The sequence below is a fragment of the Streptomyces sp. NPDC051243 genome (assembly GCF_044455405.1).
GTDB lineage: Bacteria > Actinomycetota > Actinomycetes > Streptomycetales > Streptomycetaceae > Streptomyces.
The window spans coordinates 204,710-229,376 of record NZ_JBITES010000010.1; the positions used below are offsets into that span (position 1 = coordinate 204,710).

The following is a 24,667-nucleotide window of genomic DNA, read 5'->3' on the forward strand; positions in this document are numbered from 1 at the left end:
TTTCCCCCAGAACGGGCCCGTCCCCGGTCCCTCCCCCAAGCTCTCGGCTTCGCTCGAGCAGGGAGGTACCCCATGACCGCCAGCACCACCTCCTTGAACCCCGCGTCAGAGTCGACGTGTAGCCGCCCGGAGGAGAGCCGCAGTGTCCGCTCAGCCCGCTTCGACCCACCCCGTCGACGAGAAACTCCCCGTCCTGAAAATGGCGACCACCGGCCTGCAGCACGTGGCCGCCATGTACGCCGGAGTCGTCGCCCCACCCCTGATAGTCGGCGCGGCCATAGGCCTGACCGCCACCGACCTGACCTTCCTCACCGGCGCCTGCCTGTTCACCGCGGGCCTCGCCACCTTCCTCCAGACCCTCGGCTTCTGGAAGATCGGCGCCCGGCTGCCGTTCGTCAACGGCGTCACCTTCGCCGGCGTCGCCCCGATGACCGCCGTCGTCGCCTCCACCGAGGACAAGTCCGACGCGCTGCCGATCATCTTCGGCGCGGTCATCGTGGCCGGCCTGCTGGGATTCCTGGCCGCCCCCTTCTTCAGCAAGGCGGTGCGCTTCTTCCCGCCGGTGGTCACGGGTACGGTCATCACCCTCATCGGCATCTCGCTGTTGCCCGTCGCCTTCGGCTGGGCGCAAGGTCCCAATCCGGCCGCGGACGACTACGGTTCGGCCACGAACCTGGGACTGGCGGCCGGAACCCTGCTGATCGTGCTGCTGCTGCGCCGCTTCACGCGCGGCTTCGTCAAGCAGATCGCCGTCCTGCTCGGCCTGGTCGTCGGCACGCTGATCGCCATCCCGTTCGGTGTCACCGACTTCGGCCCGGTGGCCGACGCGGACGTCATCGGCTTCCCGACCCCGTTCCACTTCGGCGCCCCGCAGTTCCAGCTCGCCGCGATCATCTCGCTGTGCGTGGTGATGGTGGTGTCGATGACCGAGTCGACCGCCGACATGCTGGCACTGGGTGAGATCGTCGAGCGCCCGGCCGACGAGAAGACCATCGCGGCGGGCCTGCGCGCCGACACCCTCGGCTCGGCGATCAGCCCCCTCTTCAACGGCTTCATGTGCAGTGCCTTCGCGCAGAACATCGGCCTGGTGGCGATGACGAAGATCCGCAGCCGGTACGTCGTCGCCGTGGGCGGCGGGTTCCTGGTGCTGATGGGCCTGTGCCCGATGGCCGCGTCGCTCATCGCGGTCGTACCGCGCCCGGTGCTCGGCGGCGCGGGCGTGGTCCTCTTCGGTTCGGTGGCCGCCAGCGGCATCCAGACGCTCGTCCGGGCCGGCCTGGAGAAGGACAACAACGTCCTGATCGTCGCCGTCTCGCTGGCCGTCGGCATCGTCCCGATCACGGCGCCGGAGTTCTACCACGCCTTCCCGGAGACGGCGCGGATCGTGCTGGACTCGGGCATCTCGACGGGCTGTGTGGCGGCGGTGGCGCTGAACCTCGTCTTCAACCACCTGGGCAAGGGGCGGGAGGCCGACGAGGTCACGGCCCCGATGGAGCCGGTGACCACCACGCCGTGAGGCCGGCGATCAGCCGCGCGGCAAAGCACGTTCGCCCTGGCCGGACTCCGCGAGTCCTGCCAGGGCGAACGCGTGTCGCTGTGCCGGGTCAGCGGATGCGGCTGTGCCGGGTCAGCGGGTGTAGGTGACCCGGTGCTCCTTCAGGGACCCGCAGTTGGAGCCCGTGACCTGCACGTACACGTTGTTGATCTGGCCGCCCCAGTCCACGCAGTGCCCCTTGCCGTACACGTAGGTCGGCCCGGCGTACGACGTGTAGCGCCCGTAGTCCTCGTCGTACTCCTCGGTGTCCGGGATGTACAGCCACGCGGCCATGTCCATGGCCGTGCCCGGGTTGTTGCGGATGGTCGCCACGCAGTTCCGGCCGTTGGCGGCGTTGTACGTCAGGTAGACGGTGCCCAGTGAGCCGACGGGCGCGGAGTTGACGGTCTTGTAGCCGCTGCCGCAGACCTTCTGCGCAGTGGTGTTGGGCGCCGCGGAGGCGGGTGCCGTCAGGGCGGCCGTGGTCCCCACCGTCAGAGCCGCTAACGCGGCGGCGGGCAGCACAGATCGGGTGAATCGCATATTTCCCCCTGGTAACCATTGGAGGTGGTTGCTCCTGCATGGTGTGACCCGCGGGGCATGCGAATGGTTGTGCTCACCCGTGCCGTGCCCGTGACTAGAACCCGAACAGGCTCGGGTCCGTGGCCAGTTCCTTGAAGTAGTCCTGCGGGTTGGCCACCATCCTGCGCTCCTTGAGGTCCATCAGGCCGCCCACCGCCGTGAGTTCGGCCGCCACCGTGCCGTCCGCCTTGCGCATGGTCTGGTGGATGCGGAAGATCTTGCCGCCCGACCACTCGAAGGCGCAGGTCACGTCGACCTCGTCACCGGCGAGGAGCTCCCGTTTGTAGCGGATGGTCGTCTCCAGCGCGACCGGACCGACCCCCTTGCCTATGAGCCCGGTCTGGGTGATGCCCGCGGCGCGGAGCAGCGACCATCGCGCGTGCTCCGCATAGTTGATGTAAACGCTCTGGTTGACGTGCCCCTGTACATCCGTCTCGTAGCCGCGCACGGTGATCCGGACGGAGAACGGCTCGCTCACTGTTTCCCCTTCTCATGCTCGATGCCCTGTGCACCGATCCTGGCATGCCGGTCATGCCCGGCGCGGGGACGCCAGCAGATAGCGCGCTCTGGTGCGGGGCTCGGTGTGCTCGCCGACCTGCCAGCCCGCCTCCTCCAGTGTGGCCGCGCAGGCTCGCAGACGCGCGCCGTCCGGCTCGTACACGGCCACGGCCTCCGGCTGCGGGGTGGCCCGCACCCGGTACCCCTCCTCGGAGTCCCGCTCGGCCGGCGCGTGCCCGGCGGCCTCCAGGGCCAGCGCGGCGGCCCGCACCAGATGCGTACGCTCCCAGGCGCACGGCCGGTCCACGGCCCCGTCCGGGTTGGTCATCCGGCGCAGCTCCAGCAGCCCCTGCCAGGCGCTGTGCACCTCCCGGACGCGGGCCGGTCCCGTCCTCGGCGCGTCCTCCTCGCCGCCGATCCGCGCGGCGAACACCCTGCCGGCCGCTGCAGCCGTGGGCTCCGCGGGCGCCGCCGGCTCCGCCTCCTCCCGTATCCGATGCCCCGCCGGCGTCAGAAAGTGATCGTGCGGCGGCCGCGGGTGCCGGAAGGCCAGCCCCCGCTTCACCAGCGCCGCGAGCTGCGCCTCCGTACCTCTGATCCGCCCGGTCACGGGATCGGCGGCGTCGATGACACGCCGCTGGGCCGCGGTCGGTGGTTTCGTCACGGCGTGCTCCTCCCCAGGCGTTCGGCCGGGCCGCCGCACCCTTCGCGCAGGCACGGCCCCATCTGCCCGGAAGGCTACGACCCGGGTCTGACATTCCACCCGGCGACCACCGGCCGCCCGTGCTCCGTGCCCAGCCGGCACACCGTCCCCGTGCCCAGCTGGAACAGCGCCCCCCGCGCGGCCGGCAGCCCGAGCCGCCGGGCCGTGAGGACCCGCAGGAAGTGCCCGTGCGCCACCAGCACCACGCACCCCTCGTTGTTGGCGAACGCCGCGTCCACCTTGGCCAGCATCCGGTCCGCGCGCTCCCCGACCTGCTGCGGGCTCTCCCCGGGATGGTCGGGCGGCCCGGGCGCGACCCCGTCCGTGAACAGGAACCACCCCGGCCGCTCGCGCTGGATCTCGACGGTCGTGATCCCCTCGTACCCGCCGTAGTCCCACTCGCGCAGATCCGTGTCGACCCGCACGTCGTGCAGCCCGATCAGCTCGGCGGTCTCCCGGGCCCGCTGCGCCGGGCTGACGAAGGCGGCCCCGATCCGGTGCGACCGGATCAACGGCACCAGCCGCCGCGCCTCCTCCCGCCCGCGCTCGGTGAGAGGCACGTCCGTCCACCCCGTGTGCCGCCCGGACCGCGACCACTCGGTCTCACCGTGCCGGACGAGAAACAGATCAGCCACGCGCGCACCCTTCCCGCTCGCCTTCCCGGCACCGTGCCACAGGGTGCGACGGCCCGCAGGACGGGCTGGTCCGGACGGCTGTTCCCACGGGCGGACGGCGCATCTAGCGGATGCCTCGGCGCTCGTCAAGTGACGAACAGCCGGGGCTGGAGCGCCTCCCCGGTCGCGGGGGAGCGTGGCAGTCGAACGCCCGCCCCGGCCACCCGAACCAAGCAGGTCTCCCATGAATGACATCGCCATCGTCGGACTCGGCTGTCGCTTCCCCGGCGCCCGGGACAGCCAGGCGTACTGGAAGCTCCTCCACAGCGCGGAGCGCCAGTTCGCCCCGGTGCCCGCGGACCGCTGGAACCACGCCACGTTCCACGCCCCCGCCGACCGGTCCGACGGCGACAGCGCCTACACCGACCGGGTCGCCTTCCTGGACGAAGTGGACCGCTTCGCCGCCCTGCACTACGGCATGCCGCCCCGCCGCGTCGAGGCCATGGACCCGCAGCACCGGCTGATGCTCGACGTGACCCGCGAGGCACTCGACGACGCGGGGATGGGCCGGGGCGGCTTCGACCGGGAGAACACCGGCGTCTTCTTCGGTCTGTCGGTGTCCGACTACAAGGAGCTCATGACGGCCCGCCTGCGGGCGATCGCCCTCGCCGACGGGTCGCTCGGCGGCACGGCCGACCCCGGCCTCCTGCGGGCCCTGCGGGACCATGCCACCGAGCAGCTCAGTCCCCTCCAGGCCTTCGCCCTGCCGGGGAGCCTGCTCAACATGGCGCCGGCCGCCGTGAGCCGGCACTTCGACCTCGGCGGCCCCAGCTTCGCCGTCGACGCCGCCTGCTCCAGCTCCCTGATCGCCCTCGACCAGGCGGTGCTCCAGCTGCGCCGGGGGACCTGTGCGATGGCCGTGGTCGGCGGTGTCTACCTCAGCCTCACCCCGGACAGCCTCGTGGGCTTCTCCCGCCTGGGCGCCCTGTCGGCCAGCGGGGTGTGCCGGCCCTTCGACGAGCGGGCCGACGGCTTCGTCCTCGGTGAAGGCGCCGGCGCCGTCGTCGTACGGCCGCTGCGGGACGCGCTCGCCGCCGGTGACCGGGTCTACGCCGTCATCAAGGGCATCGGCTCGGCGAACGACGGTGCCGCCCCCGGACCCCTGGTGCCCACCGCCGAAGGCCAGCTGCGGGCCATGCGCCGCGCCTTCGCCGACGCGGGCCTGCCGCCCTCCGCCGTGGGCTTCATCGAGGCCCACGGCACGGCCACCTCCGTCGGCGACCGAGTGGAGGTGGAAGCGCTGCGCCGGCTGCGGACCGAGCACGCGGACGGGGACCTGGGCCCGTGCCACCTTTCCTCCGCCAAGGCCCTCATCGGGCACGCGCTGTCCGCGGCGGGCATCGCCGGGTTGATCAAGACAGCCCTGGTCGTGCATCACCGTACGGTCGTTCCGCAGCCCGACTTCGCCCCCCGTCCGGATCTCGGGCTGGACGCCGCCGGCCTGCGCATCGCCGACACCCCCCGGCCGTGGCCGGACGGCGACGCCCCGCGGTGTGCGGCCGTGAGTTCGTTCGGCTTCGGCGGTACCAACGTCCACGTGGTCCTCCAGGAGGCGCCGGCCCCGGCCGCAGCAGGAGTGCCGGTCCGCCCCGCCTCCGTGGCCGAGCCCCACCTCGCCCTGATCTCGGCGGGCGGGCGGGAGTCGCTCCTGGAGCACACCGGGGCGTTGCTCGACGCCCTGGAGCACACGCCGACGCCGTCGATGGCGGAGCTGGCCCACACCCTGGGCGGGCGCGAGCCGCTGCCGAGCCGCCTCGCGATCGTGGCCGCCGACGCGGATCAGTTCACCGAGCGGCTGCGGCGCGCCCGTCGGCAGCTGGCCGACGGCGCCCGGGGCGATCTCGGCGACGGTGCCTTCGCCGCCGACGCTCCGCTGCCGCCCGCCGAGCGGCGGATCGCCTTCGTCTTCCCCGGCCAGGGCAGCCAGCGGCCGGGCCTGATGCGCGACCTCCACCAGCGGTTCCCCGAGTTCCGGCAGGCCGTCGGCAGCCTGGGCGAGGTGGCCCGGCAGGTCGCCGGCGTGGACGTCGCCGGTCTGCTGTACGGCGGGACGGACGACGCGGCCGACGCGCGGCTGGAGCTCAGGCGACGGCTGGCCGGGACGGAGGTGTGCCAGCCCCTGCTGGGCACCGTGCAGATCGCCGCCACCCGGCTGCTGGCCGCGTGCGGCGTCGTCCCCGGCCTCGTACTGGGCCACAGCGTCGGGGAGTTCGCGGCGGCCGCGGCCGCCGGCTTCCTCAGCGACACCGAGACCGTACGGCTGCTGGCCCACCGCGGCGCGGTGCTGCGGGAGGCGGAGGCCGAGCCGCACGGCGGGATGCTCGCCGTGCAGGCCGACGAGGAGACCTGCCGTGAGCTCGTACGGGGCATCGACGACGTATGGCTCGCGTGCTTCAACCAGCCGCGGCAGATCGTGGTCAGCGGCGCTGAGGAGGGGCTCGGCGCGCTGCGAAGCGCCTGCTCGAAGGCCGGCGTCGTGACGTCCGCGCTCGATGTGTCGCACGCCTTTCACTCCCCGCGGCTGGCGCGGGCCGACGACGCCATGCGCGCGGACCTCGAACGGCGTCCCCTCACCCCTCCCCGCCTGCCGTTCGTCTCGGCGGTCAGCGGGACGGTGTGCGAGGAGCCCGAGCGGCTGCGTGAGCTGTGGGCACGTCATGCGTCCGCGCCGGTCCGTTTCGGTGACGCGGTGCGCAGCGCCTACGACGCGGGTGCCCGCGTCTTCCTCCAGGTGGCGGGCGGCGGTTCGCTGCTCACCTCCGTCCGCCGCAACCTCGCCGAGCGGGGCGACGTCCACGTGGTCCGCGCCGACGGCACGGCGCCGGACGACACGTACGGGTTCCTGCGGGCCCTCGCCCGGCTCGCGGTCCTGGGCGTCCCGGTCGACCCCCGGGCCCTGGTGCGCGAGCGGGAGCGCCGGCTGCTGGACCTGCCGGTGGCCCGGCTGGAGGCGCGGCCCTACTGGGTGCCGCGACCCGCGCGTGACGGGGCTCGCCGCGCCGCGCCCGTTGCGACACCGGCCGCCGACCCGGCCGACGAGCACCCGGCGAACAGGGAGAACCAGGTGACGAAGGAGAACCCGATGTACGAACTGCTCGACCTCATCCAGCAGCAGGTGTCGGCCCTCAGGCGACTCAGCGACACGCTGCCCGCCGTGGACACCCCTCGCCCCGAAGCCGCGGACGCGGTCCCGGCCGACGTCGCTCCCGCAAGCTCCTCCCGGCCGTGCGCACCGCCCGGTGCCGGATCCCCTGCCGAGGCCGAGGAGGCGGTGTTCGCCGAGGCCGAGGAGGCGGTGTTCGAACAGGTGGCCCGCATCAGCGCTTTCCCCGTGGAACACCTGCGCAGCGACCACATGCTGGTCGAGGATCTCGGATTCGACTCGCTGATGCTGACCGACCTGTTCGCGTCGCTCCGACGCCGGTGGCCGTTCCTGAGGATCGACGAGAACAGTGCCCGGGCGACCGTCGGAGGCATCACGGCGATGATCACGGCCACTGCCGGGACGGCGGAACCGGCCGCCACACCGCCCACCGCTCCGCCTGTCGCCCCGCTCCCCACCGCGCCCACCGCCGCGTGCCCCGCACATCCCGAGGTGCAGACGCGTATCGAGAGCTTCCCGGAGGTCACCGCACACCGCGAGCGGTTGGCCACACTGGGCCGACTCCGGTTGCCCAACCCCTACTTCCTCGTCCACGAGGGAGGGATGACGGACCGGACGGTCGTCGACGGCCGTGAACTCGTCTCCTTCTCCGGCTACAACTACCTGGGGCTGGCGACGCACCCCCGGGTGAGCGAGGCGGTCGGGGAAGCCGTCGAACGGTACGGCACGTCGGCGTCCGCCAGCCGGCTGCTGTCCGGGAGCCGTCCGCTCCATGTGCGGCTCGAGGAGGAACTCGCCCGCACACTCGGCACGGAGGACGCGATCACCATGGTGAGCGGACACGCCACCAACGTCACCGTGATCGGGCATCTCGTCGGGCCGGGCGATCTGATCGTCCACGACGCGCTCGCCCACGACAGCGTCCTGCAGGGCTGCCGGCTCTCCGGCGCCACCCGGCGTCCCTTCCCGCACAACGACGCGGGCGCCCTGGACGCCCTGCTCACCCGGGTGCGCCACCAGTACCGGCGGGTGCTCGTCGTGGTCGAGGGCGTGTACAGCATGGACGGCGACATCGCGGTCCTTCCGGACCTCATCGAGGTCAAGCGCCGGCACGGTGCGCTGCTGATGGTGGACGAGGCACACAGCATCGGGGTGCTGGGAGCCACCGGGCGCGGCGTGGGCGAGTACTTCGACGTCGAGCGGCAGGACGTCGACCTGTGGATGGGCACCCTGTCCAAGGCGCTGGCCGGGTGCGGCGGTTATGTCGCCGCGAACCGCGCCGTCGTCGAGTACCTCCGGTACACCGCGCCGGGCTTCGTCTACAGCGCGGGCATGACCCCCGCGAACACGGCCGCCTCGCTGGCCGCGCTGCGGCTGATGCGGGCCGAGCCCGAGCGGCTCGCGCGGCTGCGGGAGAACTCCGCGCTGTTCGTGCGCCTGGCCCGCGAGGCGGGGATCGACACCGGGCACAGCCACGACACACCGATCGTTCCGTGCGTCGTCGGGGATTCGGCGCGCACGCTGTGGCTGGCCCGTGAGCTCTTCCGGCGGGGCGTCAGCGTCAACCCGATCCTGCACCCGGCGGTCCCCGAGGAGCTGTCCCGGCTGCGGTTCTTCGTGACGTGCGACCACACGCCCGACCAGATCCGGTTCACGGTGGCGGCGTTGGCGGAGCAGTTGCGGGACGCCGGGGTCGCGGCCGCCGCGTGACCCCGGTCCCGGACATCATGCGGGCGCGGCCCTGGTCACCCGACGGTGACGGGCCGCGCCGCGCCGCGCTATTGGCGGTACCCGCTCAGGAACCGCCCGATCCGCCCGATGGCCGCCTCCAGGTCCTCGGCGTACGGCAGGGTCAGGATCCGGAAGTGGTCGGGGGTCGGCCAGTTGAAGCCCGTGCCCTGGACCACCTGGATCTTCTCCCGCAGCAGCAGGTCCAGGACGAACTTCTCGTCGTCGTGGATCCTGTGGACCTTGGGGTCGAGACGAGGGAAGGCGTACAGCGCGCCCTTCGGCTTCACGCACGAGACGCCGGGGATCTCGTTGAGCTTCTCCCAGGCCACGGTGCGCTGTTCGTGCAGGCGGCCCCCGGGGTTGGTCAGCTCCCGGATCGACTGGCGGCCACCGAGCGCGGCCTGGATGGCGTACTGCGCGGGCGCGTTGGCGCACAGCCGCATGGAGGCCAGCATGGTCAGGCCCTCCAGGTAGTCCCTGGCGTGCTGCTTCGGTCCGGTGACGACCAGCCAGCCGGAGCGGAAGCCCGCCACGCGGTACGTCTTCGACAGGCCGCAGAAGGTGAGGACCACCAGGTCGGGGGCGAGGGCGGCGGCCGAGTGGTGCACGGCGTCGTCGTAGAGGATCTGGTCGTAGATCTCGTCGGCGAACACCATGAGGCCGTGGCGGCGGGCGAGGTCGAGGATGCCTTCGACGATCTCCTTGGGGTAGACCGCGCCCGTGGGGTTGTTGGGGTTGATGATGACCACGGCCTTGGTGCGGTCCGTGATCTTCGAGGCCATGTCGTCCAGGTCCGGGTACCACTCGGCCTGCTCGTCGCAGAGGTAGTGCACCGCCTTGCCGCCGGCCAGGGTCGTCACCGCCGTCCAGAGCGGGAAGTCCGGGGCGGGGATGAGGATCTCGTCGCCGTCCTCGACCAGTGCCTGTACGGCCATGGAGACCAGCTCGGACACGCCGTTGCCGAGGAAGACGTCGTCGACGCCGACCTCCAGGCCGAGCGTCTGGTAGCGCTGGGCCACGGCACGGCGGGCGGAGAGGACGCCGCGCGAGTCGGTGTAGCCGTGCGCCTGGGGCAGCATCCGGATCATGTCCTGGAGGATCTCCTCCGGCGCCTCGAAGCCGAAGAGCGCGGGGTTGCCGGTGTTCAGGCGCAGCACGCTGTGGCCCGCCTTCTCCAGCGCGTCGGCGTGCTCGATGACCGGGCCGCGGATCTCGTAGCAGACCTCGCTGAGCTTGTTCGACTGCCGGAACTCCATGCGCGCTCGCCCCTCCGGTTTCGTGTGTTGCTTGGTTTTACCAAGTTCGGGCTTGGAAAGTCCAACAACTTGTCTAGACTGCGTCGCATGTCACCTCGCCGAAGCTACGACCAGTACTGTTCCGCCGCCCGTGCGCTCGACGTCGTCGGCGACCGCTGGACCCTGCTGATCGTCCGGGAGCTGCTGGCCGGCCCGCGGCGCTACACCGACCTGCACGCCGACCTGCCGGGCGTCAGCACCGACGTACTCGCCTCGCGGCTGAAGGACATGGAGCGGGACGGCATCAGCACGCGGCGCCGGCTGCCGCCGCCCGGAGCGGCGTACGTGTACGAACTCACCGGTCGGGGGCGGGAGTTGCTGCCCGTGCTGCAGGCGCTGGGGGAGTGGGGGCAGGCCGAGCTCGGTGAGCGGCGGCCGACCGACGCGGTGCGCGCGCACTGGTTCGCACTGCCTCTGCTGCGGGCGTTGGAGGGGGTCGGCGTCGTCGAAGTGCGCCTGGAGGAGGGGGAGTTCCACTTGTACGTCGGGGCCGAGGACGGGCCGGTCTACGGGGACGGTCCCGCTCCGGGTGAGCCCGATGCGCGGCTGGTGCTGGACTCCGGGACCTGCGAGGCGGTCGCGCGGGGGGAGTCGAGCGTGGCCGACGCGGTACGGAACGGTCGTATCGAGGTGAGCGGGGACGGGACCCTGGCCAAGGCGCTGCTCGACACCTGAGCGGCGAAAGGCCCGCCGTAAGGTTGAGTACGGCGGGCCATTTGATGAACCGTCAGGCGCTCGGCGGCACCCGAGACGGCCGGCCCGCACCACGTGTCAGCGCGTATCCGCCGACGCCCGCGAGCGCGGCCAGCGCGCCGCCGATCGCCGTCCACACCCATCGGTCGGACCACCACCCGGACGCCCAGCCGCCGCTGGGCTCGAGGCTCGCCAGCAGTTGGTCCTTGGTGTACTCGTCCTCGCCGCTCTGGGATATGGCGCCGGCCCCCGGCACCAGCGGATGTGCCAGCGAGCCGTCGACCGCCGCCGCCCCGCCGATGTCCTCGGAATCGACCCGGACCTCGGCGTCGACCGGCAGTCCGAGGTCGGAGGTGGGCGGGTCCAGGACCGTCAGCCGGATGTAGTACGTCCCCGGCAGCGGGTCCTCGGCCCACGGCTCCGACCACGCCCGCACGGTGCGCAGCACGCAGGTCAGGTCCACGGAGGCGGCGTCCGCTCCGGCGGTGCGCGTCTGGGCGCCGTACTGGCAGGCCTGGCGGCGCCGCAGTCCGTCGTACACGTCGATCTGCCAGGTCTGGGCCGCGTGCGTGTCCGGCAGCTTCACCGTCGCCTTCACGGTCGGGCGCTGTCCGGCGTCCGCGGGGAACGACCAGTACAGATAGTCGCCCGTGGAGGCGCCCGCGATGGCCGTCTGCCCCTGCTCGATCTCGGTCGCCGTACGGAAGGAGGTGCCCGCCTCGGTCGGCGCGCCGCCGTCCTCCGTCGCGCTCGGCGACGGCGAGGAGTCGGCGACCGCCGGAGCGGCCGCGAGGCCGAGCATCAGCGCGGCCGCGCTCAACACACGTGTGATCCGCATCAGTTGGTCCTCCAGACCGCGACCCGCCAGCGTGACACCCAGCCCCACACGAGACCGGCGAGGAAGCCGGTGAGGATCAGCGCGCCCAGCAGCCACCAGCCGCGCCCGAGGCCGAAGGAGGCCACGTCGCTCGACCCGCTGGGCCCGCCCACGACGTCGATGGTCAGTTCGAGCGGCAGACCGGGCGTCGTCTGCACACCACCGGCCGGTGCGAAGGAGTGGGTGACCTGGAGGCACACGCTCTCGGGCGGCAGTGCGCCGTCACCGCTCTCCAGCTTCTCCCTCGGGTAGCGCAGCCCGGTCGAGACCACATCGGTACGGCCGTTGCCCGCCGCCTCGCCGCGCACGATCTCCCGCCCCTTCTCGGTCACCGCCCGCAGCAGCAGCCCGTACGAGGGGTTCACGGCGCGGTCCGCCGAGACGCTCACCGAGGCGCGCAGCTCATAGCCGTCCGGGACGTCCACGCGGTACCAGCGCTGCTGCCCGAACTCCTCCCGGTCGGTGTACAGGCCGGATTCGAGCTTGGGCGCCTTCGCGCACCGGTCCGCGCCCGTCGTCGCGACCGGCGTCACCACCGGATCGGCCGCCCGGTCCACCAACTGGTTGACTTTGTCGGCGAGTTCCTCGGTGTGCTCGACCGAGGTGAACGTGCCGCCGGTCGCCTCGGCGATGCAGCTCAGCTGCTGCCGCATCTTGGTGTTGGGGACCAGGCCGAGCGTGTCGATGGTCAGGCCGATGCCCTTCGCGGCGATCTCCCGTGCCACCTCGCACGGGTCGAGCGGGGCGCAGGTGTCCTCGCCGTCGCTGATCAGCACGATGCGCTTGGAGCCCTCGCCGCCCTCCAGGTCGTCGGCGGCCTTCAGCAGCGCGGGGCCGATCGGCGTCCAGCCGGTGGGCGTCAGGGTCGCGACCGCCGTCTTGGCCTCGGTGCGGTCCAGCGGGCCGACCGGGTAGAGCTGCGCGGTGTCCTTGCAGCCCGTCCTGCGGTCGTCGCCCGGGTAGTCGGCGCCCAGCGTGCGGATGCCGAGCTGGACCTCCTCGGGCGTCGCGTCCAGCACCTCGTTGAAGGCCTGCTTCGCCGCGGCCATCCGCGACTGGCCGTCGATGTCCCGCGCCCGCATCGAGCCGCTCACGTCGAGGACGAGATCGACCTTGGGCGCGGTCGCGCTGGTCTCGTCGGCAACCGCCCCGGCCGGGAACGCCATCCCGGCCGCGAGCGCGGCGAGCAGGGCGCAGGCCCCGGTCGCCAGCCGTGTTCTTGTGATCATCGGCGGATCTTATTGATCAGAGGTGTCCCGCTCCAAAACAGGTTCAGAACACCTCGGTGAGCAGCGGATTGGGCAACTGGGCCCACTGATCCCCGGGTGACCCCGGCGACAGCCGCATCAGCGTCAGCGCCTTCGTGGGCAGCGCCTCCTCGCGCAGCGCGGCCAGATCTCCGGTGCCCGGCAGATCCCGTACGGCCGTCTCCAGCGCCCCGCGCAACGCCGCGCCCGAGCCCGCCGTACCCGCGAGCGCCCCCGCCGCCAGCGAACCGAACAGCTTGCGGCGCAGGGCCGGCACGTCGTCCGTGACGATCCGGCCGGTCAGCTCCGGCACCGGGATGCCGTGCCGGGCCAGCCGCGCCGGGCTGACCCGGATGTCCGCGAGGTCGCGGTAGACCAGCCGCACCGGGGAGCCGTCGGCCGACAGCACCACGAGCAGGTTCTGACCGTGCGCCTCCAGCGCCACGCCCAGCTCCAGCAGCCGCAGCCCCACGCTGAGCGCGAGACGCGCGAACTCGCCCAACCACGCGGGTGATTCCGGCAGTTCCGTGGTGGCCAGCGCGGCCACCGGTACCACCCGCTCACCCGGAGCCGCGTACACCTGCGGCGACTCGCGCACCACCGCCGCCAGATCCGGCGAGCCCGCGGTGGCGGCCCCCAGGGTGCGGGTGACGTGCAGCAGCCCGTCCATGCGGGCCGCGAGGGTCTCCGCGAAGGCCGACAGCGTGGCCGAGAGGCCGATGGAGTACACCGAGATGTCCCGCACCGACGACGTCAGCCGGGCGCTCAGCGCGGTCTTGACGTGCGGCCCTGCGGGGAGGGCGAGCGTACGCAGGGACATCAGCGGATGCGCCGCGATCCCGTCGTCGTGCGGGCGCTTGAGCACATGCTCGGCCTGCCACGGATGCACGGGGATCAGCAGCCGCTCCCCGTCCCGCATCCCCTGCGGCCACTCGCCCGTCACCAGGCACTCCTCCGCCCGCACCGGCACCCGCCCCAGCGTCACCACCGGCCGGTGCTCCGGCCCGTACGCCAGCTGCTCGGCCACCGAGAAACCGGGCCGGGAACGGCAGTTGGGATGGAACGGATGCCCGTCCACCACCCGCTGCTCCCACTCCCAGTCGTGCCGGGGCCACTCCTTCGAGTGGGCGTCCTGCCCCGCCCGTGACAACGCCAACGAGGCGACACTGTGGCCGAGTTCGGCGGCGAAGGACGTACCGTGCGGCACGCAGAGGTCGGTCAGCAGGCGGGCCGGATCGTCGTACGACGTCTCGTCCAGGCGTACGGCGGTGACGTACGCGGCGGTGGCGAACGGGTCGGCGTGCGGGCCGTGCAGCCGGCGGCCGTCGGAAAGGCGCAGGGTGAGGCCGTCCCGGCGCCGCTCACGGAGGGTCACCCAGGGCAACGGCTCGTACGCGAGCGCGCGCCAGAGCCGGGTCAGCACGGCGGCCCGTGCCCCGGGGAGCTCGGCCGCGTACCGCGAGGCGAGTTCGGGGCGTGCGTCGGCCAGTTCGGCGGCGACCTCGGCCTCGGCGCTGGGGGGACGGTGCACGGGTGGGCTCCTCGGGTACGAGTAGGGCGTCGGGTCAGGTGCCGACGACAGACATACTGATCGTCTTCCCGCCTGAACGGACCGTAGAGAACGAGTGGATCGCGTGCACCTCAACCCTCCACCCGCCGCCGACGTCGCGGAACGCGCCGACGCCCACGCGGTCGCGCCCCTGCTCAACTGCCTGCTGCGCGAGGTGGCCGAACCGCACGTCGGCTCCGGCGAGGCGGACCCCACGGAGCCGGACGGTGCGCGGCGCGTGTACCGGCTGCCCGGCTCGGACCGGCTGCTGCGGGTCCTCGGCGAGCGGCGGCCCGCCGAGCCCGAGGTGCGGGCGGCCGACGGGTGGCGGCGCGTCGGGCACACCGAGCTCGTCAAGCTCGTCGCGGAGGAACTGCGCCGCCACACCGGTGTGTCCAACCACGAACTGCCCGCCGAGATGGTCGACAGCCGGGACGCGGTGGCCGCGCTGCTCACGGCACGCGCGCGTGCGACGCCGCCGGACGACCCGTACCTGCGCTCCGAGCAGTCCCTCCTCACCGGCCACCCCTACCACCCCGCCCCCAAGGCACGCGGCGGCGGCCCGGTCGCGGCCTGGCTGCCGTACGCCCCGGAGGCACACGCCCGCTTCCCGCTGACGCTGCTCGCGCTGCGCGAGGACGCGGTCGTCGAGGAGGGCGACACCTCGGCCCTCGACGCCCTCGGCGAGGCCCCGCCCGGCTACCGGCTGCTGCCCGCACACCCCTGGCAGCTCGACCTGGTCGGCCGGGACCTCACGGAGGCCTTCGCGGACGGCAGGCTGCTGCGTCTCGGCACGACCGCCTTCGACGTCTGGCCGACGGCCGCGATCCGCACGCTCTACGCTCCCGAGCGCGACCTCTTCCTCAAGTTCAGCCTCGATGTGCGCATCACCAACGACATCCGCCGACTGTGGCGCCACGACCTGCTGAAGGTCCGCCGCACCGACACCGCGGCGGCCACCGCCTTCGCCGCGCTGGACGGCCCCGCCGCCTGGCTCGGCGACCGCGGCTACCGCACCGCCGCCTTCGCCTTCGAGGAACTCGCGGTCCTGGTCCGCGACGGGCTGCGGGACCATGTGCTGCCGGGCGCGACACCGCTGCTCGCCGCCGGGCTGGTCGAGGGCTTCGCGGGCAGTCCGCTCGACGGCGCCGAGGACCCGGCGGCGTGGTGGGAGGCCTATCTCGCCCAGGTCGTCCCGCCCGCGCTCGCCGCCTTCGCCGACCACGGCGTCGTACTCGAAGCACACCTGCAGAACACGCTGGTCGCCGTCGACACCGACGGCATGCCCGTACAGGCCCTGTTCCGGGACGCCGAGGGCGTGAAGCTGCCGGCGGACGTGGAGCGGGCGGCCGGCTGGGAGCGGCTGGTGTACTGCCTGGTCGTCAACCATCTCGTGGAGGTCGCCGGAGCGCTGGCCGAACGCCGTCCGGGCCTGGACCCCTGGCCGGCCGTACGCCGCGAACTCGCCCGCCACGACCTGCCCGAGATCGCCGGCCTGCTCACCGCGCCCACCCTCCCCGGCAAGACGAACCTGCTCCTGCGCTGGACCAACGCCGACGGCGCCGCCGCCCGCTACCGGCCGCTGCCGAACCCGCTGGCCGGTACGTGATCCGCTGAGCACCGAGTGGGGACGGGCGATACCGGCGAAGGCGAGGAAGGGGCCGGTTCCGACGGCTACGTTGAGGAGCGGCAGGCGAGTTGGGCCGCGAGGCGGACCTGGAGGGGCGAGGAATGGAACGGTTGCGGGGGATCGGCGTCGTGGGGGTCGCCGGGGTGGCGGTGCTGCTGCTCGCGGGATGCGGCAACGCCCCTACGGACTACAGCGAGATCGTCACGTTCACCGACAAGCACGGCCGTGTCTGCACGGCCGCGGTCGTCGTCGACCAGGAGCAGAACGAGGGCGAGGACTACGAGATCTCCAGCCTCGACTGCGACTACCCCCCGGAGGGCCGAACGCCGGGACCCAGCGGCTACTCTCCGCTGCCGGAGCGGAAAGCGGACTGACCGGCGCCGGTGGACGGCGCGGGGCCGCCCGACATGGGCCGGGCGGGCCCGTCAGTGCGACTCCTCCGCCGCACGGCACACCGGGCAGGTCAACCGGCGGGCCGGCTGATCATGTATCACCTTGCCCGGCTGGGCGGGCTCACGAACCTGGATCGTCTCGCTGTGCACGTGGTCGGCGCATACGCCGGCTCCGCACAGTCGGCAGACGGCCACTGCTTGCGAGGCGCGCCCCTGCTGGACGCATTCATAGCAATTCATCTGGGACCCCTCAGCCGAAAGAGCCGCCGGCGCAGGCCGACTCGCTTGCCGGGGACTTCGGAGTGCCCCCGCAGCGGCGCCGCAAACGTGGCTCCCTCGCATCTCTGCGACACTGTTGGGGTGGGCGCGTCCATAGGGACCGTGGCGCGGGACCGGTCATGGATTGCAAGGTCGAAGACGGGTGTGGCCTGAGAAATGCTGAGAGAGGTCACCGCTGCCCGCTACATCGCACCCCTGAGGTCCGGCGGCTCCGTACCCGGCGTGGTCGAGGCGGACGACCTGGGCACCTACGTCGTGAAGTTCACCGGCTCCGCGCAGGGCCGCAAGGCGCTGGTCGCCGAGGTGATCGTGGGCGAGCTGGCCCGCGCGCTGGGGCTGCGCTTCCCCGAGCTGGTCCTGGTCCACTTCGACCCCGCGATCGCGGGGCACGAGCCGCACCAGGAGGTGCGGGACCTGCACGCGTCCAGCGGGGGCGTCAACCTCGGCATGGACTACCTGCCGGGCGCGCGGGACTTCACCCCGGAGGTCGCGAAGACCTTCCGTGTCGACCCGCTGGAGGCCGGCCGGATCGTCTGGCTGGACGCCCTGACCGCGAACGTCGACCGCACGGTCCACAGCTCGAACCTGATGATCTGGCCGACGTTCGGCACGGCACCCGCGCACCTGTGGCTGATCGACCACGGTGCGGCCCTGGTCTTCCACCACCGCTGGGACGGCTCGGACCCCGAGAAGGCGTACGACCTGCGCCACCACGCCCTCGGCCACTACGCCCCGGACGTGCGCGCCGCCGACGCGGAGCTGGCGCCCAGGGTGACCGAGGAACTCCTGCGCGCGATCGCGGCGGAGGTACCGGACGCCTGGCTGACCGCCGAGGCGGGTCTCACGACGCCCGACGCGGTCCGTGAGGCGTACGTCGGATACCTCCACGCGCGCGTGCGGGCCTCCGCGGCCTGGCTCCCCACCGACTTCCCCACCAGGGAGGAACTCGCCGCCGAGGAGGCCCTGCGGGCGGCGAAGTCACAGGAAGGCAGGCCGAAGTGGCTGAAGCGGGTCCCCGACCTGCACGGCAAGCCGGCCGCGGAACAGGATTGGTCGGTGCACCTCGGATGAGTGGCCGTGTCGAGATCGAATACTGCACACAGTGCCGCTGGCTGCCCCGCGCCGCCTGGCTGGCGCAGGAACTGCTCACCACCTTCGAGGCGGAGCTGTCCGAGCTGGCGCTGAAGCCCGGCAAGGGCGGGGTGTTCGTCGTGCGTGTCGACGGCGAGGTGGTCTGGGACCGCCGGGAGCAGGGCTTTCCCGAGCCGACGGCCGTGAAGCAGGCCGTACGCGACCGAGTGGCCCCGGGGAAGCCCCTGGGCCACTCGGACAAGCCTTCGCAGGAGTAGATCAGCCCTTCAGCTGCTCGTACGCCGGCAGGGTCAGGAAGTCGGCGTAGTTCTCGTCGAGAGAGACCTCAAGGAGCAGGTCGTGGGCCTGCTGCCAGTGGCCGGCCGCGAAGGCCTCCTCGCCGATCTCGGCGCGGATGTTCGCCAGCTCCTCGGCGGCGACCTTGCGGGCCAGCTCCGGGGTGGCCTTCTCGCCGTTCTCGAACTCGACGCCCGCGTTGATCCACTGCCAGATCTGCGAGCGGGAGATCTCGGCGGTGGCCGCGTCCTCCATGAGGTTGAAGATGGCCACCGCGCCCAGGCCGCGCAGCCACGCCTCGATGTAGCGGATGCCGACCTGGACGGCGTTGACCAGGCCCGGGTAGGTCGGCTTGGCGTCCAGCGAGTCGATCGCGATCAGGTCGGCCGCCTCGACGTGGACGTCCTCGCGCAGGCGGTCCTTCTGGTTCGGCCGGTCGCCGAGGACCTTGTCGAAGGACTCCATGGCGATCGGGACCAGGTCGGGGTGGGCCACCCAGGAGCCGTCGAAGCCGTCGCCGGCCTCGCGGTCCTTGTCGGCGCGGACCTTCTCGAAGGCCACCTTGTTGACCTCGGCGTCCCGGCGGGACGGGATGAACGCCGCCATGCCGCCGATCGCGTGCGCGCCGCGCTTGTGGCAGGTGCGGACGAGGAGTTCGGTGTAGGCGCGCATGAACGGGGCGGTCATCGTCACCGCGTTGCGGTCCGGCAGGACGAACTTGGCGCCGCCGTCGCGGAAGTTCTTGACGATGGAGAACAGGTAGTCCCAGCGGCCGGCGTTCAACCCGGAGGCGTGGTCGCGGAGTTCGTAGAGGATCTCCTCCATCTCGTACGCCGCCGTGATCGTCTCGATCAGGACGGTCGCACGGACGGTGCCCTGCGGGATGCCGACGTAGTCCTGCGCGAAGACGAACACGTCGTTCCAGAGGCGGGCCTCCAGGTGCGATTCCGTCTTCGGGAGGTAGAAGTACGGGCCCTTGCCGAGGTCGAGCAGGCGCTGGGCGTTGTGGAAGAAGTACAGACCGAAGTCGACGAAGGCGCCGGGGACCTGCTCGCCGTCGATCTGCAGGTGACGCTCGTTGAGGTGCCAGCCGCGGGGGCGCATGACGACAGTGGCGAGTTCGTCGTTCGGGCGCAGGGTGTACGACTTGCCGGACTTCGGGTCGGTGAAGTCGATGTTCCGGGTGTAGGCGTCGATCAGGTTGAGCTGGCCGAGGACGACGTTCTCCCAGGTGGGCGCCGAGGCGTCCTCGAAGTCCGCGAGCCAGATCCTCGCCCCCGAGTTGAGGGCGTTGATGGTCATCTTGCGGTCGGTGGGGCCGGTGATCTCGACCCGGCGGTCCTGCAGCGCGGGCGGGCACGGGCCCACCCTCCAGGAGTCGTCCGCGCGGATCGCGGCGGTCTCCGGGAGGAAGTCGAGGGTGGAGGTGCGGGCGATCTCGGCGCGGCGCTCCGCACGGCGGGCGAGGAGTTCGTCACGCCGGGGCGTGAACCGGCGGTGCAGCTCGGCCACGAAGGCGAGGGCCGCCTCCGTGAGGACCTCCTCCTGCCGGGGCAGGGGCTCGGCGTCGACGATGGCCAGCGGGGACGGCGCTGGTGCGGACATGAGCGTCACTTCCTTCAGCGAGCTACAAGCGACTCGCGTACGAGCGTTGGCACCGGGTGCCAGTCTTCCCGGGTACGGCGAGGAACGCCCGGGGAGCAGTCGGGCGCTTCTGAACAGTGGATACTAGTTTCCTCATGGTGGAAGTTCAATGGTTTGTTGACGTCGAGATTCTCTGAGTCGAGGGAAGGTGGCTCTGGGTGCCACCACCCTTACTCAAGGTGGGCGAGATCGGCCTCCGTGTCGATGTCGTACGGCCGTGCCACGTCCCCGCACTCGACGAGCCGAAGCGCTTCCTCGTGCGCCTTCAGATAGGTGCGCGCCCCCCGGTCGCCGGTCGCGGTCGCGGCGATGCCCGCCCAGTGGGCGGCACCCAAGAGCACGGGATGCCCGCGTACCCCGTCGTAGGCGGCCGAGACGAGCGACGTCTCACCCTCGTACGCGGCGAGCACCCGGGCCACCGCCGCCGGCCCGATGCCGGGCTGGTCGACGAGCGCGACGAGCGCCGCCCGCGCGCCCGTGCCGGCGAGCGAGCCGAGCCCGGCGCGCAGGGAGGAGCCCATTCCGTCGGCCCAGCCCGGGTTCTCCACCAGTAGGCAGTCACCGAGCTCGGCCTGCTCCCGTACGGCGTCGGCCCGCGCCCCCAGCACCACGTGCACACGGGCGCAGCCGGCCGCGCGCAGCACCCCGACGGCGTGCTCGACGAGCGGCCGGCCACGGTGCCGGAGCAGTGCCTTGGGCCGTCCGCCGAGTCGCCGTCCACCGCCTGCGGCGAGGAGCAGACCGGTGACCGGGGGCGCGTCCTTCTCAGTCATGCGTCCTGCATACCTGACAGGTGCGCGAGCGCCCGACTTCCAACGACTGAATTTCCGCTCACGCGGTGGCGCATCGGCAACGCGTGGCGTTTACTGACCCGCGTCCCCGGCGCCCGACCAATGCCAGGGGGGCTCGACGGGGGAGCGGGACTACTGGCGCACAACGGCGTGCGAGGGGGGAGTGCTGTGTTGCGGAGCTTGGGGCAGAGGCCGGTGACGGGCAGCGACGAGGACCCGAGGGTGGCGGAACTGCGGACGGCTGTGTCCCGTCTGCGCCGCGAACTCGCCGCACACCCCGCCGAGTTCCCGGACCGGGTGATCGCCGAGGACGAACTCGCCGCGCTGGCCGCGATGACGATCGACGGGGTCCCGGAGATGCCGCGGCTGCGGAGGTCGCTGCTGTTGCTCGCGGGGGCGATCGGGTCCGTGAGCGCGCTGTCCCGGGGCTTGTCCGATGTTCGCAACGCCGTGGATCTGTTCGGGGAGTCGCCGCACCGCTGAACCCGGTCCGCGCTCGGAACTGGGGGGAGGGCTACGCCGTCGGCGTCGGAGTCGCCAGCGCCTGCGACAGCTCCGCCGCCACCTGCTGCAGCACCGGCACGATCTTCTCCGTCGCCGCCTCCGTGACCCGGCCGGCCGGGCCGGAGATCGAGATGGCGGCGGCGGTGGGGGAGTTCGGAACCGAGACCGCGAGGCAGCGGACGCCGACCTCCTGCTCGTTGTCGTCGATCGCGTAGCCGCTGTTGCGCACCTCCGCCAGCGCCGCCAGGAAGCCGTCCGCCGTGGTGATCGTCTTCTCCGTCGCGGCCGGCATGCCGGTGCGGGACAGCAGGGCGCGCACCTCGTCGTCCGGGGTGTTCGCGAGCAGTGCCTTGCCGACGCCCGTGGAGTGCGGCAGCACGCGCCGGCCGACCTCGGTGAACATGCGCATCGAGTGCTTGGACGGCACCTGGGCGACGTACACGATCTCGTCCCCGTCGAGCAGTGCCATGTTCGCCGTCTCGCCGGTCTCCTCGACGAGCCTGGCGAGGTACGGCCGGGCCCAGGTGCCGAGGAGCCGGGAGGCGGACTCGCCCAGGCGGATCAGGCGCGGGCCGAGGGCGTAGCGGCGGTTGGGCTGCTGGCGGACGTAGCCGCAGGCGACGAGTGTCCGCATGAGGCGGTGGATGGTGGGCAGCGGCAGCCCGCTGCTCGCGGAGAGCTCGCTCAGACCGACCTCGCCGCCCGCGTCCGCCATCCGCTCCAGCAGATCGAAGGCGCGCTCGAGGGACTGGACCCCGCCGCCATTGGACTTGGCGGAGTCGGTGGTGCTGGCGCTGGACGTCGGCACGGCGCGTTCCTTTCGGGACTGGCGGGAAGGGCAGAAGCCTACCCGGCAGTCGGTTGACTCCCCGGTTGTACGTAGCTACGTTCTGCCTGCCGGAATTCTAATTCCGCTTTGTGGAAACGTCCAGAGAGTGGGCTCTGGGTGCACTGTGGAGAAGTGTGCCCTTGACGGCGCGGGAACGGGAGTGAAGACTCCTTCAACAGAAAGTTGAATTCCGTTACGCGGAAGTAAACGGCGGCAGAGAGGGGTCCGGGTGTCCGACGCTGAACTGGTGCTGCGCTCGACGCGCGTCATCACACCCGAGGGGACGCGGGCCGCCTCGGTCGCGGTCGCCGGCGGAAAGATCACGGCCGTACTCCCGTACGACGCCGACGTCCCGTCCGGCGCCCGGCTGGAGGACCTCGGCGACGACGTCCTGCTGCCCGGCCTGGTCGACACGCACGTACACGTCAACGACCCCGGGCGCACCGAGTGGGAGGGCTTCTGGACCGCCACGCGCGCGGCGGCGGCCGGCGGCATCACCACCCTCGTCGACATGCCGCTCAACTCCCTCCCGCCGACGACGACGGTCGACCACCTCCGTACGAAGCAGGAGGTCGCCGCAGACAAGGCGCACATCGACGTCGGCTTCTGGGGCGGCGCCCTGCCCGACAACGTCAAGGACCTGCGCCCGCTGCACGAGTCCGGCGTCTTCGGCTTCAAGGCCTTCCTCTCGCCGTCCGGCGTGGACGAGTTTCCGCACCTGGACCAGGACCGGCTCGCCCAGTCCCTGGCCGAGATCGCCTCCTTCGGCGGCCTGCTGATCGTGCACGCCGAGGACCCGCACCACCTCGACGCCGCCCCTCAGCAGGGCGGCCCCAAGTACGCCGACTTCCTCGCCTCACGCCCGCGCGACGCGGAGGACACCGCGATCGCCCAGCTGATCGCCCAGGCGAGGCGCCTCGACGCGCGCGTGCACGTACTCCACCTCTCGTCGAGCGACGCGCTGCCGCTGATCGCCGAGGCGAGGGCGGAGGGTGTGCGCATCACGGTCGAGACCTGCCCGCACTACCTGACCCTGACCGCCGAGGAAGTCCCGGACGGCGCCAGCGAGTTCAAGTGCTGCCCGCCGATCCGCGAGTCCGCCAACCAGGACCTGCTCTGGCAGGCACTGGCCGACGGCACGATCGACTGCGTGGTGACCGACCACTCGCCCTCCACGGCCGACCTGAAGACCGACGACTTCGCGACCGCCTGGGGCGGTATCTCAGGGCTCCAGCTGAGTCTGTCGGCCGTGTGGACGGAGGCCCGCAAGCGCGGGTACGGCCTGGAGGACGTGGTCCGCTGGATGTCCTCGCGGACAGCGGAACTGGTCGGGCTCGACGACCGCAAGGGCGCCATCGAGGCGGGCCGCGACGCCGACTTCGCCGTCCTCGCGCCCGACGAGACGTTCACGGTCGACCCGGCCGCCCTCCAGCACCGCAACCGTGTGACGGCGTACGCGGGCAAGACCCTGTACGGCGTCGTGAAGGCCACCTGGCTGCGCGGCGAACGCATCGTCGCGGACGGCGAGTTCACCGAGCCGAAGGGGCAACTCCTCACCCGGACCTCCTGAATCCCACCCACCGACTCGAAAGGCAGACCTGATCACCGTGACGGCCCAGCACCAATCCGGTTTGGCCAGTTTCACCGGCGACGCGAACCCCTACGGAGGCGGCGACCCGTACGCGGACTACCGCACCGCCGACTTCCCCTTCACCCAGTACGCCAACCTCGCCGACCGCAGGCTGGGCGCCGGAGTCATCGCCGCCAACGACGAGTTCTTCGCCCAGCGCGAGAACCTGCTGGTGCCCGAGCGGGCCGAGTTCGACCCCGAGCACTTCGGGCACAAGGGCAAGGTCATGGACGGCTGGGAGACCCGGCGGCGGCGTGGCGCCTCCGCCGAGCACCCCTGGCCGACGGCCGAGGACCACGACTGGGCGCTGGTCCGGCTCGGGGCGCCCGGCGTGATCCGCGGAATCGTCGTCGACACGGCCCACTTCCGCGGCAACTACCCGCAGGCGGTGTCCGTCGAGGGCGCCTGCGTGCCGGGCTCTCCGTCGCCTCAGGAACTGCTGGCGGACGACGTGAAGTGGACGACGCTGGTGCCGCGCACACCGGTCGGCGGCCACGCGGCGAATGGTTTCTCCATCGACGTCGAGCAGCGCTTCACCCACCTCCGGGTCAACCAGCACCCCGACGGCGGCATCGCGCGCCTGCGCGTGTACGGAGAGGTGGCACCCGACCCCGAGTGGCTGTCGGTTCTCGGCACCTTCGACGTGGTCGCCCTGGAGAACGGCGGGCAGGTCGAGGACGCCTCCAACCTCTTCTACTCGCCCGCCACGAACACCATCCAGCCGGGTCGCTCCCGCAAGATGGACGACGGCTGGGAGACGCGCCGACGCCGCGACCAGGGCAACGACTGGATCCGCTACCGGCTGGCGGCGCAGTCCCAGATCCGGGCGATCGAGATCGACACGGCGTACCTGAAGGGCAACAGCGCCGGCTGGGCGTCGGTGTCGGTGAAGGACGGAGAGGACGGCGACTGGCAGGAGATCCTCCCGCGCACCCGCCTCCAGCCCGACACCAACCACCGTTTCGTCCTGCCGACCCCCGCCGTCGGCACGCACGCGCGCGTGGACATCTTCCCGGACGGCGGCATCTCCCGGCTGCGGCTGCACGGCTCGCTCACGGAGCAGGGAGCGGCGGGCCTGGCGGCCCGGCACCAGGAGCTGGGCGGCTGAGACAGG

22 protein-coding genes are annotated in these 24,667 nt (G+C 72.1%); 10 read left to right on the forward strand and 12 right to left on the reverse strand.

Features of this window, described 5'->3' with window-relative positions; translation table 11 throughout:
• Positions 1–142 precede the first annotated feature (142 nt).
• A complete protein-coding gene (locus ACIBAG_RS26030) occupies positions 143–1,516 on the forward strand; it encodes a nucleobase:cation symporter-2 family protein (RefSeq protein WP_399107988.1) in 1,374 nt (457 codons plus the stop codon).
• Between the two features lie 111 nt (positions 1,517–1,627).
• On the opposite strand, the gene ACIBAG_RS26035 is transcribed toward ACIBAG_RS26030, so the two are convergent.
• The 4 genes from ACIBAG_RS26035 to ACIBAG_RS26050 all read right to left on the reverse strand — a co-directional run bounded on the left by ACIBAG_RS26035 (position 1,628) and on the right by ACIBAG_RS26050 (position 3,952).
• The gene (locus ACIBAG_RS26035) at positions 1,628–2,077 is read right to left on the reverse strand and encodes a spore-associated protein (protein ID WP_399107989.1); all 450 of its coding nucleotides are present in this window, start codon (positions 2,075–2,077) and stop codon (positions 1,628–1,630) included.
• Positions 2,078–2,171: 94 nt separating this feature from the next.
• Positions 2,172–2,594, reverse strand: a complete 423-nt coding sequence (locus ACIBAG_RS26040) for an acyl-CoA thioesterase (RefSeq protein ID WP_399107991.1) — start codon at positions 2,592–2,594, stop codon at positions 2,172–2,174.
• 51 nt (positions 2,595–2,645) lie between these two features.
• On the reverse strand, positions 2,646–3,278 hold the full coding sequence (locus ACIBAG_RS26045) for a hypothetical protein (RefSeq protein WP_399107992.1): 633 nt from the start codon (positions 3,276–3,278) through the stop codon (positions 2,646–2,648).
• A 74-nt stretch (positions 3,279–3,352) separates the two neighbouring features.
• Positions 3,353–3,952 carry a histidine phosphatase family protein gene (locus ACIBAG_RS26050; RefSeq protein ID WP_399107994.1) on the reverse strand — a complete coding sequence of 200 codons (600 nt, stop codon included), beginning with the start codon at positions 3,950–3,952 and terminating at the stop codon, positions 3,353–3,355.
• A gap of 223 nt (positions 3,953–4,175) precedes the next feature.
• On the opposite strand from ACIBAG_RS26050, the gene ACIBAG_RS26055 reads away from it, so the two are divergent.
• Entirely contained in the window at positions 4,176–8,804 is a 4,629-nt protein-coding gene (locus ACIBAG_RS26055) for a type I polyketide synthase (RefSeq protein ID WP_399107996.1), read from the forward strand.
• A gap of 68 nt (positions 8,805–8,872) precedes the next feature.
• Here ACIBAG_RS26055 and ACIBAG_RS26060 read toward each other — a convergent pair whose 3' ends face one another.
• A complete protein-coding gene (locus tag ACIBAG_RS26060) occupies positions 8,873–10,081 on the reverse strand; it encodes a pyridoxal phosphate-dependent aminotransferase (protein WP_399107997.1) in 1,209 nt (402 codons plus the stop codon).
• 87 nt (positions 10,082–10,168) lie between these two features.
• Here ACIBAG_RS26060 and ACIBAG_RS26065 point away from each other — a divergent pair, with 87 nt between their 5' ends.
• Entirely contained in the window at positions 10,169–10,795 is a 627-nt protein-coding gene (locus ACIBAG_RS26065; RefSeq protein WP_399107999.1) for a winged helix-turn-helix transcriptional regulator, read from the forward strand.
• Between the two features lie 52 nt (positions 10,796–10,847).
• Here the strand turns inward: ACIBAG_RS26065 and ACIBAG_RS26070 are convergent, their stop codons facing one another.
• Genes ACIBAG_RS26070 through ACIBAG_RS26080 form a run of 3 tightly spaced genes read right to left on the reverse strand, consistent with a single transcriptional unit; the run spans position 10,848 to position 14,468 of the window.
• Entirely contained in the window at positions 10,848–11,651 is an 804-nt protein-coding gene (locus ACIBAG_RS26070; RefSeq protein WP_399108000.1) for a hypothetical protein, read from the reverse strand.
• Positions 11,651–12,919, reverse strand: coding sequence for a VWA domain-containing protein (locus tag ACIBAG_RS26075; protein ID WP_399108001.1), 1,269 nt, complete (start codon positions 12,917–12,919; stop codon positions 11,651–11,653). The genes ACIBAG_RS26070 and ACIBAG_RS26075 overlap by 1 nt, the downstream gene beginning before the upstream one ends.
• 43 nt (positions 12,920–12,962) lie before the next feature.
• Positions 12,963–14,468 carry an IucA/IucC family protein gene (locus ACIBAG_RS26080; RefSeq protein WP_399108003.1) on the reverse strand — a complete coding sequence of 502 codons (1,506 nt, stop codon included), beginning with the start codon at positions 14,466–14,468 and terminating at the stop codon, positions 12,963–12,965.
• A gap of 103 nt (positions 14,469–14,571) precedes the next feature.
• On the opposite strand from ACIBAG_RS26080, the gene ACIBAG_RS26085 reads away from it, so the two are divergent.
• Both ACIBAG_RS26085 and ACIBAG_RS26090 read left to right on the forward strand, forming a co-directional pair.
• Complete coding sequence (locus ACIBAG_RS26085) at positions 14,572–16,095, forward strand: IucA/IucC family protein (protein ID WP_399108004.1); 1,524 nt, start codon at positions 14,572–14,574, stop codon at positions 16,093–16,095.
• Between the two features lie 122 nt (positions 16,096–16,217).
• Positions 16,218–16,490: a hypothetical protein gene (locus ACIBAG_RS26090; RefSeq protein ID WP_399108005.1), complete on the forward strand. Its 273-nt coding sequence runs from the start codon at positions 16,218–16,220 to the stop codon at positions 16,488–16,490.
• A gap of 51 nt (positions 16,491–16,541) precedes the next feature.
• On the opposite strand, the gene ACIBAG_RS26095 is transcribed toward ACIBAG_RS26090, so the two are convergent.
• Positions 16,542–16,850, reverse strand: a complete 309-nt coding sequence (locus tag ACIBAG_RS26095) for a DUF2180 family protein (protein WP_399108006.1) — start codon at positions 16,848–16,850, stop codon at positions 16,542–16,544.
• Positions 16,851–16,943: 93 nt separating this feature from the next.
• Between ACIBAG_RS26095 and ACIBAG_RS26100 the strand changes: the two genes are divergently transcribed.
• Positions 16,944–17,858, forward strand: coding sequence for a HipA family kinase (locus ACIBAG_RS26100; RefSeq protein WP_399108008.1), 915 nt, complete (start codon positions 16,944–16,946; stop codon positions 17,856–17,858).
• Positions 17,855–18,136: a SelT/SelW/SelH family protein gene (locus tag ACIBAG_RS26105; protein WP_399108009.1), complete on the forward strand. Its 282-nt coding sequence runs from the start codon at positions 17,855–17,857 to the stop codon at positions 18,134–18,136. The genes ACIBAG_RS26100 and ACIBAG_RS26105 overlap by 4 nt, the downstream gene beginning before the upstream one ends.
• A gap of 1 nt (position 18,137) precedes the next feature.
• Here ACIBAG_RS26105 and aceB read toward each other — a convergent pair whose 3' ends face one another.
• Positions 18,138–19,760, reverse strand: a complete 1,623-nt coding sequence (gene aceB, locus ACIBAG_RS26110; protein ID WP_399108010.1) for a malate synthase A — start codon at positions 19,758–19,760, stop codon at positions 18,138–18,140.
• Positions 19,761–19,969: 209 nt separating this feature from the next.
• Positions 19,970–20,572 carry an NTP transferase domain-containing protein gene (locus tag ACIBAG_RS26115; protein WP_399108012.1) on the reverse strand — a complete coding sequence of 201 codons (603 nt, stop codon included), beginning with the start codon at positions 20,570–20,572 and terminating at the stop codon, positions 19,970–19,972.
• Between the two features lie 213 nt (positions 20,573–20,785).
• Between ACIBAG_RS26115 and ACIBAG_RS26120 the strand changes: the two genes are divergently transcribed.
• Positions 20,786–21,073: a DUF5955 family protein gene (locus ACIBAG_RS26120; protein WP_399108014.1), complete on the forward strand. Its 288-nt coding sequence runs from the start codon at positions 20,786–20,788 to the stop codon at positions 21,071–21,073.
• Between the two features lie 31 nt (positions 21,074–21,104).
• On the opposite strand, the gene ACIBAG_RS26125 is transcribed toward ACIBAG_RS26120, so the two are convergent.
• Positions 21,105–21,902: an IclR family transcriptional regulator gene (locus tag ACIBAG_RS26125; protein ID WP_399108015.1), complete on the reverse strand. Its 798-nt coding sequence runs from the start codon at positions 21,900–21,902 to the stop codon at positions 21,105–21,107.
• 250 nt (positions 21,903–22,152) lie between these two features.
• Between ACIBAG_RS26125 and allB the strand changes: the two genes are divergently transcribed.
• Positions 22,153–23,493, forward strand: a complete 1,341-nt coding sequence (gene allB, locus ACIBAG_RS26130; protein WP_399108017.1) for an allantoinase AllB — start codon at positions 22,153–22,155, stop codon at positions 23,491–23,493.
• A gap of 37 nt (positions 23,494–23,530) precedes the next feature.
• Positions 23,531–24,661 (forward strand): allantoicase, encoded by a 1,131-nt coding sequence (alc, locus tag ACIBAG_RS26135; RefSeq protein WP_399108018.1) that lies wholly within the window; start codon positions 23,531–23,533, stop codon positions 24,659–24,661.
• The last annotated feature ends 6 nt before the right edge of the window (positions 24,662–24,667 follow it).

Bases quoted from the DNA above. Each gene is read 5' to 3' on its own strand.
- ACIBAG_RS26090 (WP_399108005.1), top strand. From the start codon at position 16,218: ATGGAACGGTTGCGGGGGATCGGCGTCGTGGGGGTCGCCGGGGTGGCG.
- ACIBAG_RS26105 (WP_399108009.1), top strand. From the start codon at position 17,855: ATGAGTGGCCGTGTCGAGATCGAATACTGCACACAGTGCCGCTGGCTG.
- ACIBAG_RS26060 (WP_399107997.1), bottom strand. From the start codon at position 10,081: ATGGAGTTCCGGCAGTCGAACAAGCTCAGCGAGGTCTGCTACGAGATC.
- ACIBAG_RS26055 (WP_399107996.1), top strand. From the start codon at position 4,176: ATGAATGACATCGCCATCGTCGGACTCGGCTGTCGCTTCCCCGGCGCC.
- aceB (WP_399108010.1), bottom strand. From the start codon at position 19,760: ATGTCCGCACCAGCGCCGTCCCCGCTGGCCATCGTCGACGCCGAGCCC.
- ACIBAG_RS26100 (WP_399108008.1), top strand. From the start codon at position 16,944: ATGCTGAGAGAGGTCACCGCTGCCCGCTACATCGCACCCCTGAGGTCC.
- ACIBAG_RS26115 (WP_399108012.1), bottom strand. From the start codon at position 20,572: ATGACTGAGAAGGACGCGCCCCCGGTCACCGGTCTGCTCCTCGCCGCA.
- ACIBAG_RS26095 (WP_399108006.1), bottom strand. From the start codon at position 16,850: ATGCGAGGGAGCCACGTTTGCGGCGCCGCTGCGGGGGCACTCCGAAGT.
- ACIBAG_RS26065 (WP_399107999.1), top strand. From the start codon at position 10,169: ATGTCACCTCGCCGAAGCTACGACCAGTACTGTTCCGCCGCCCGTGCG.
- ACIBAG_RS26075 (WP_399108001.1), bottom strand. From the start codon at position 12,919: ATGATCACAAGAACACGGCTGGCGACCGGGGCCTGCGCCCTGCTCGCC.
- ACIBAG_RS26070 (WP_399108000.1), bottom strand. From the start codon at position 11,651: ATGCGGATCACACGTGTGTTGAGCGCGGCCGCGCTGATGCTCGGCCTC.
- ACIBAG_RS26035 (WP_399107989.1), bottom strand. From the start codon at position 2,077: ATGCGATTCACCCGATCTGTGCTGCCCGCCGCCGCGTTAGCGGCTCTG.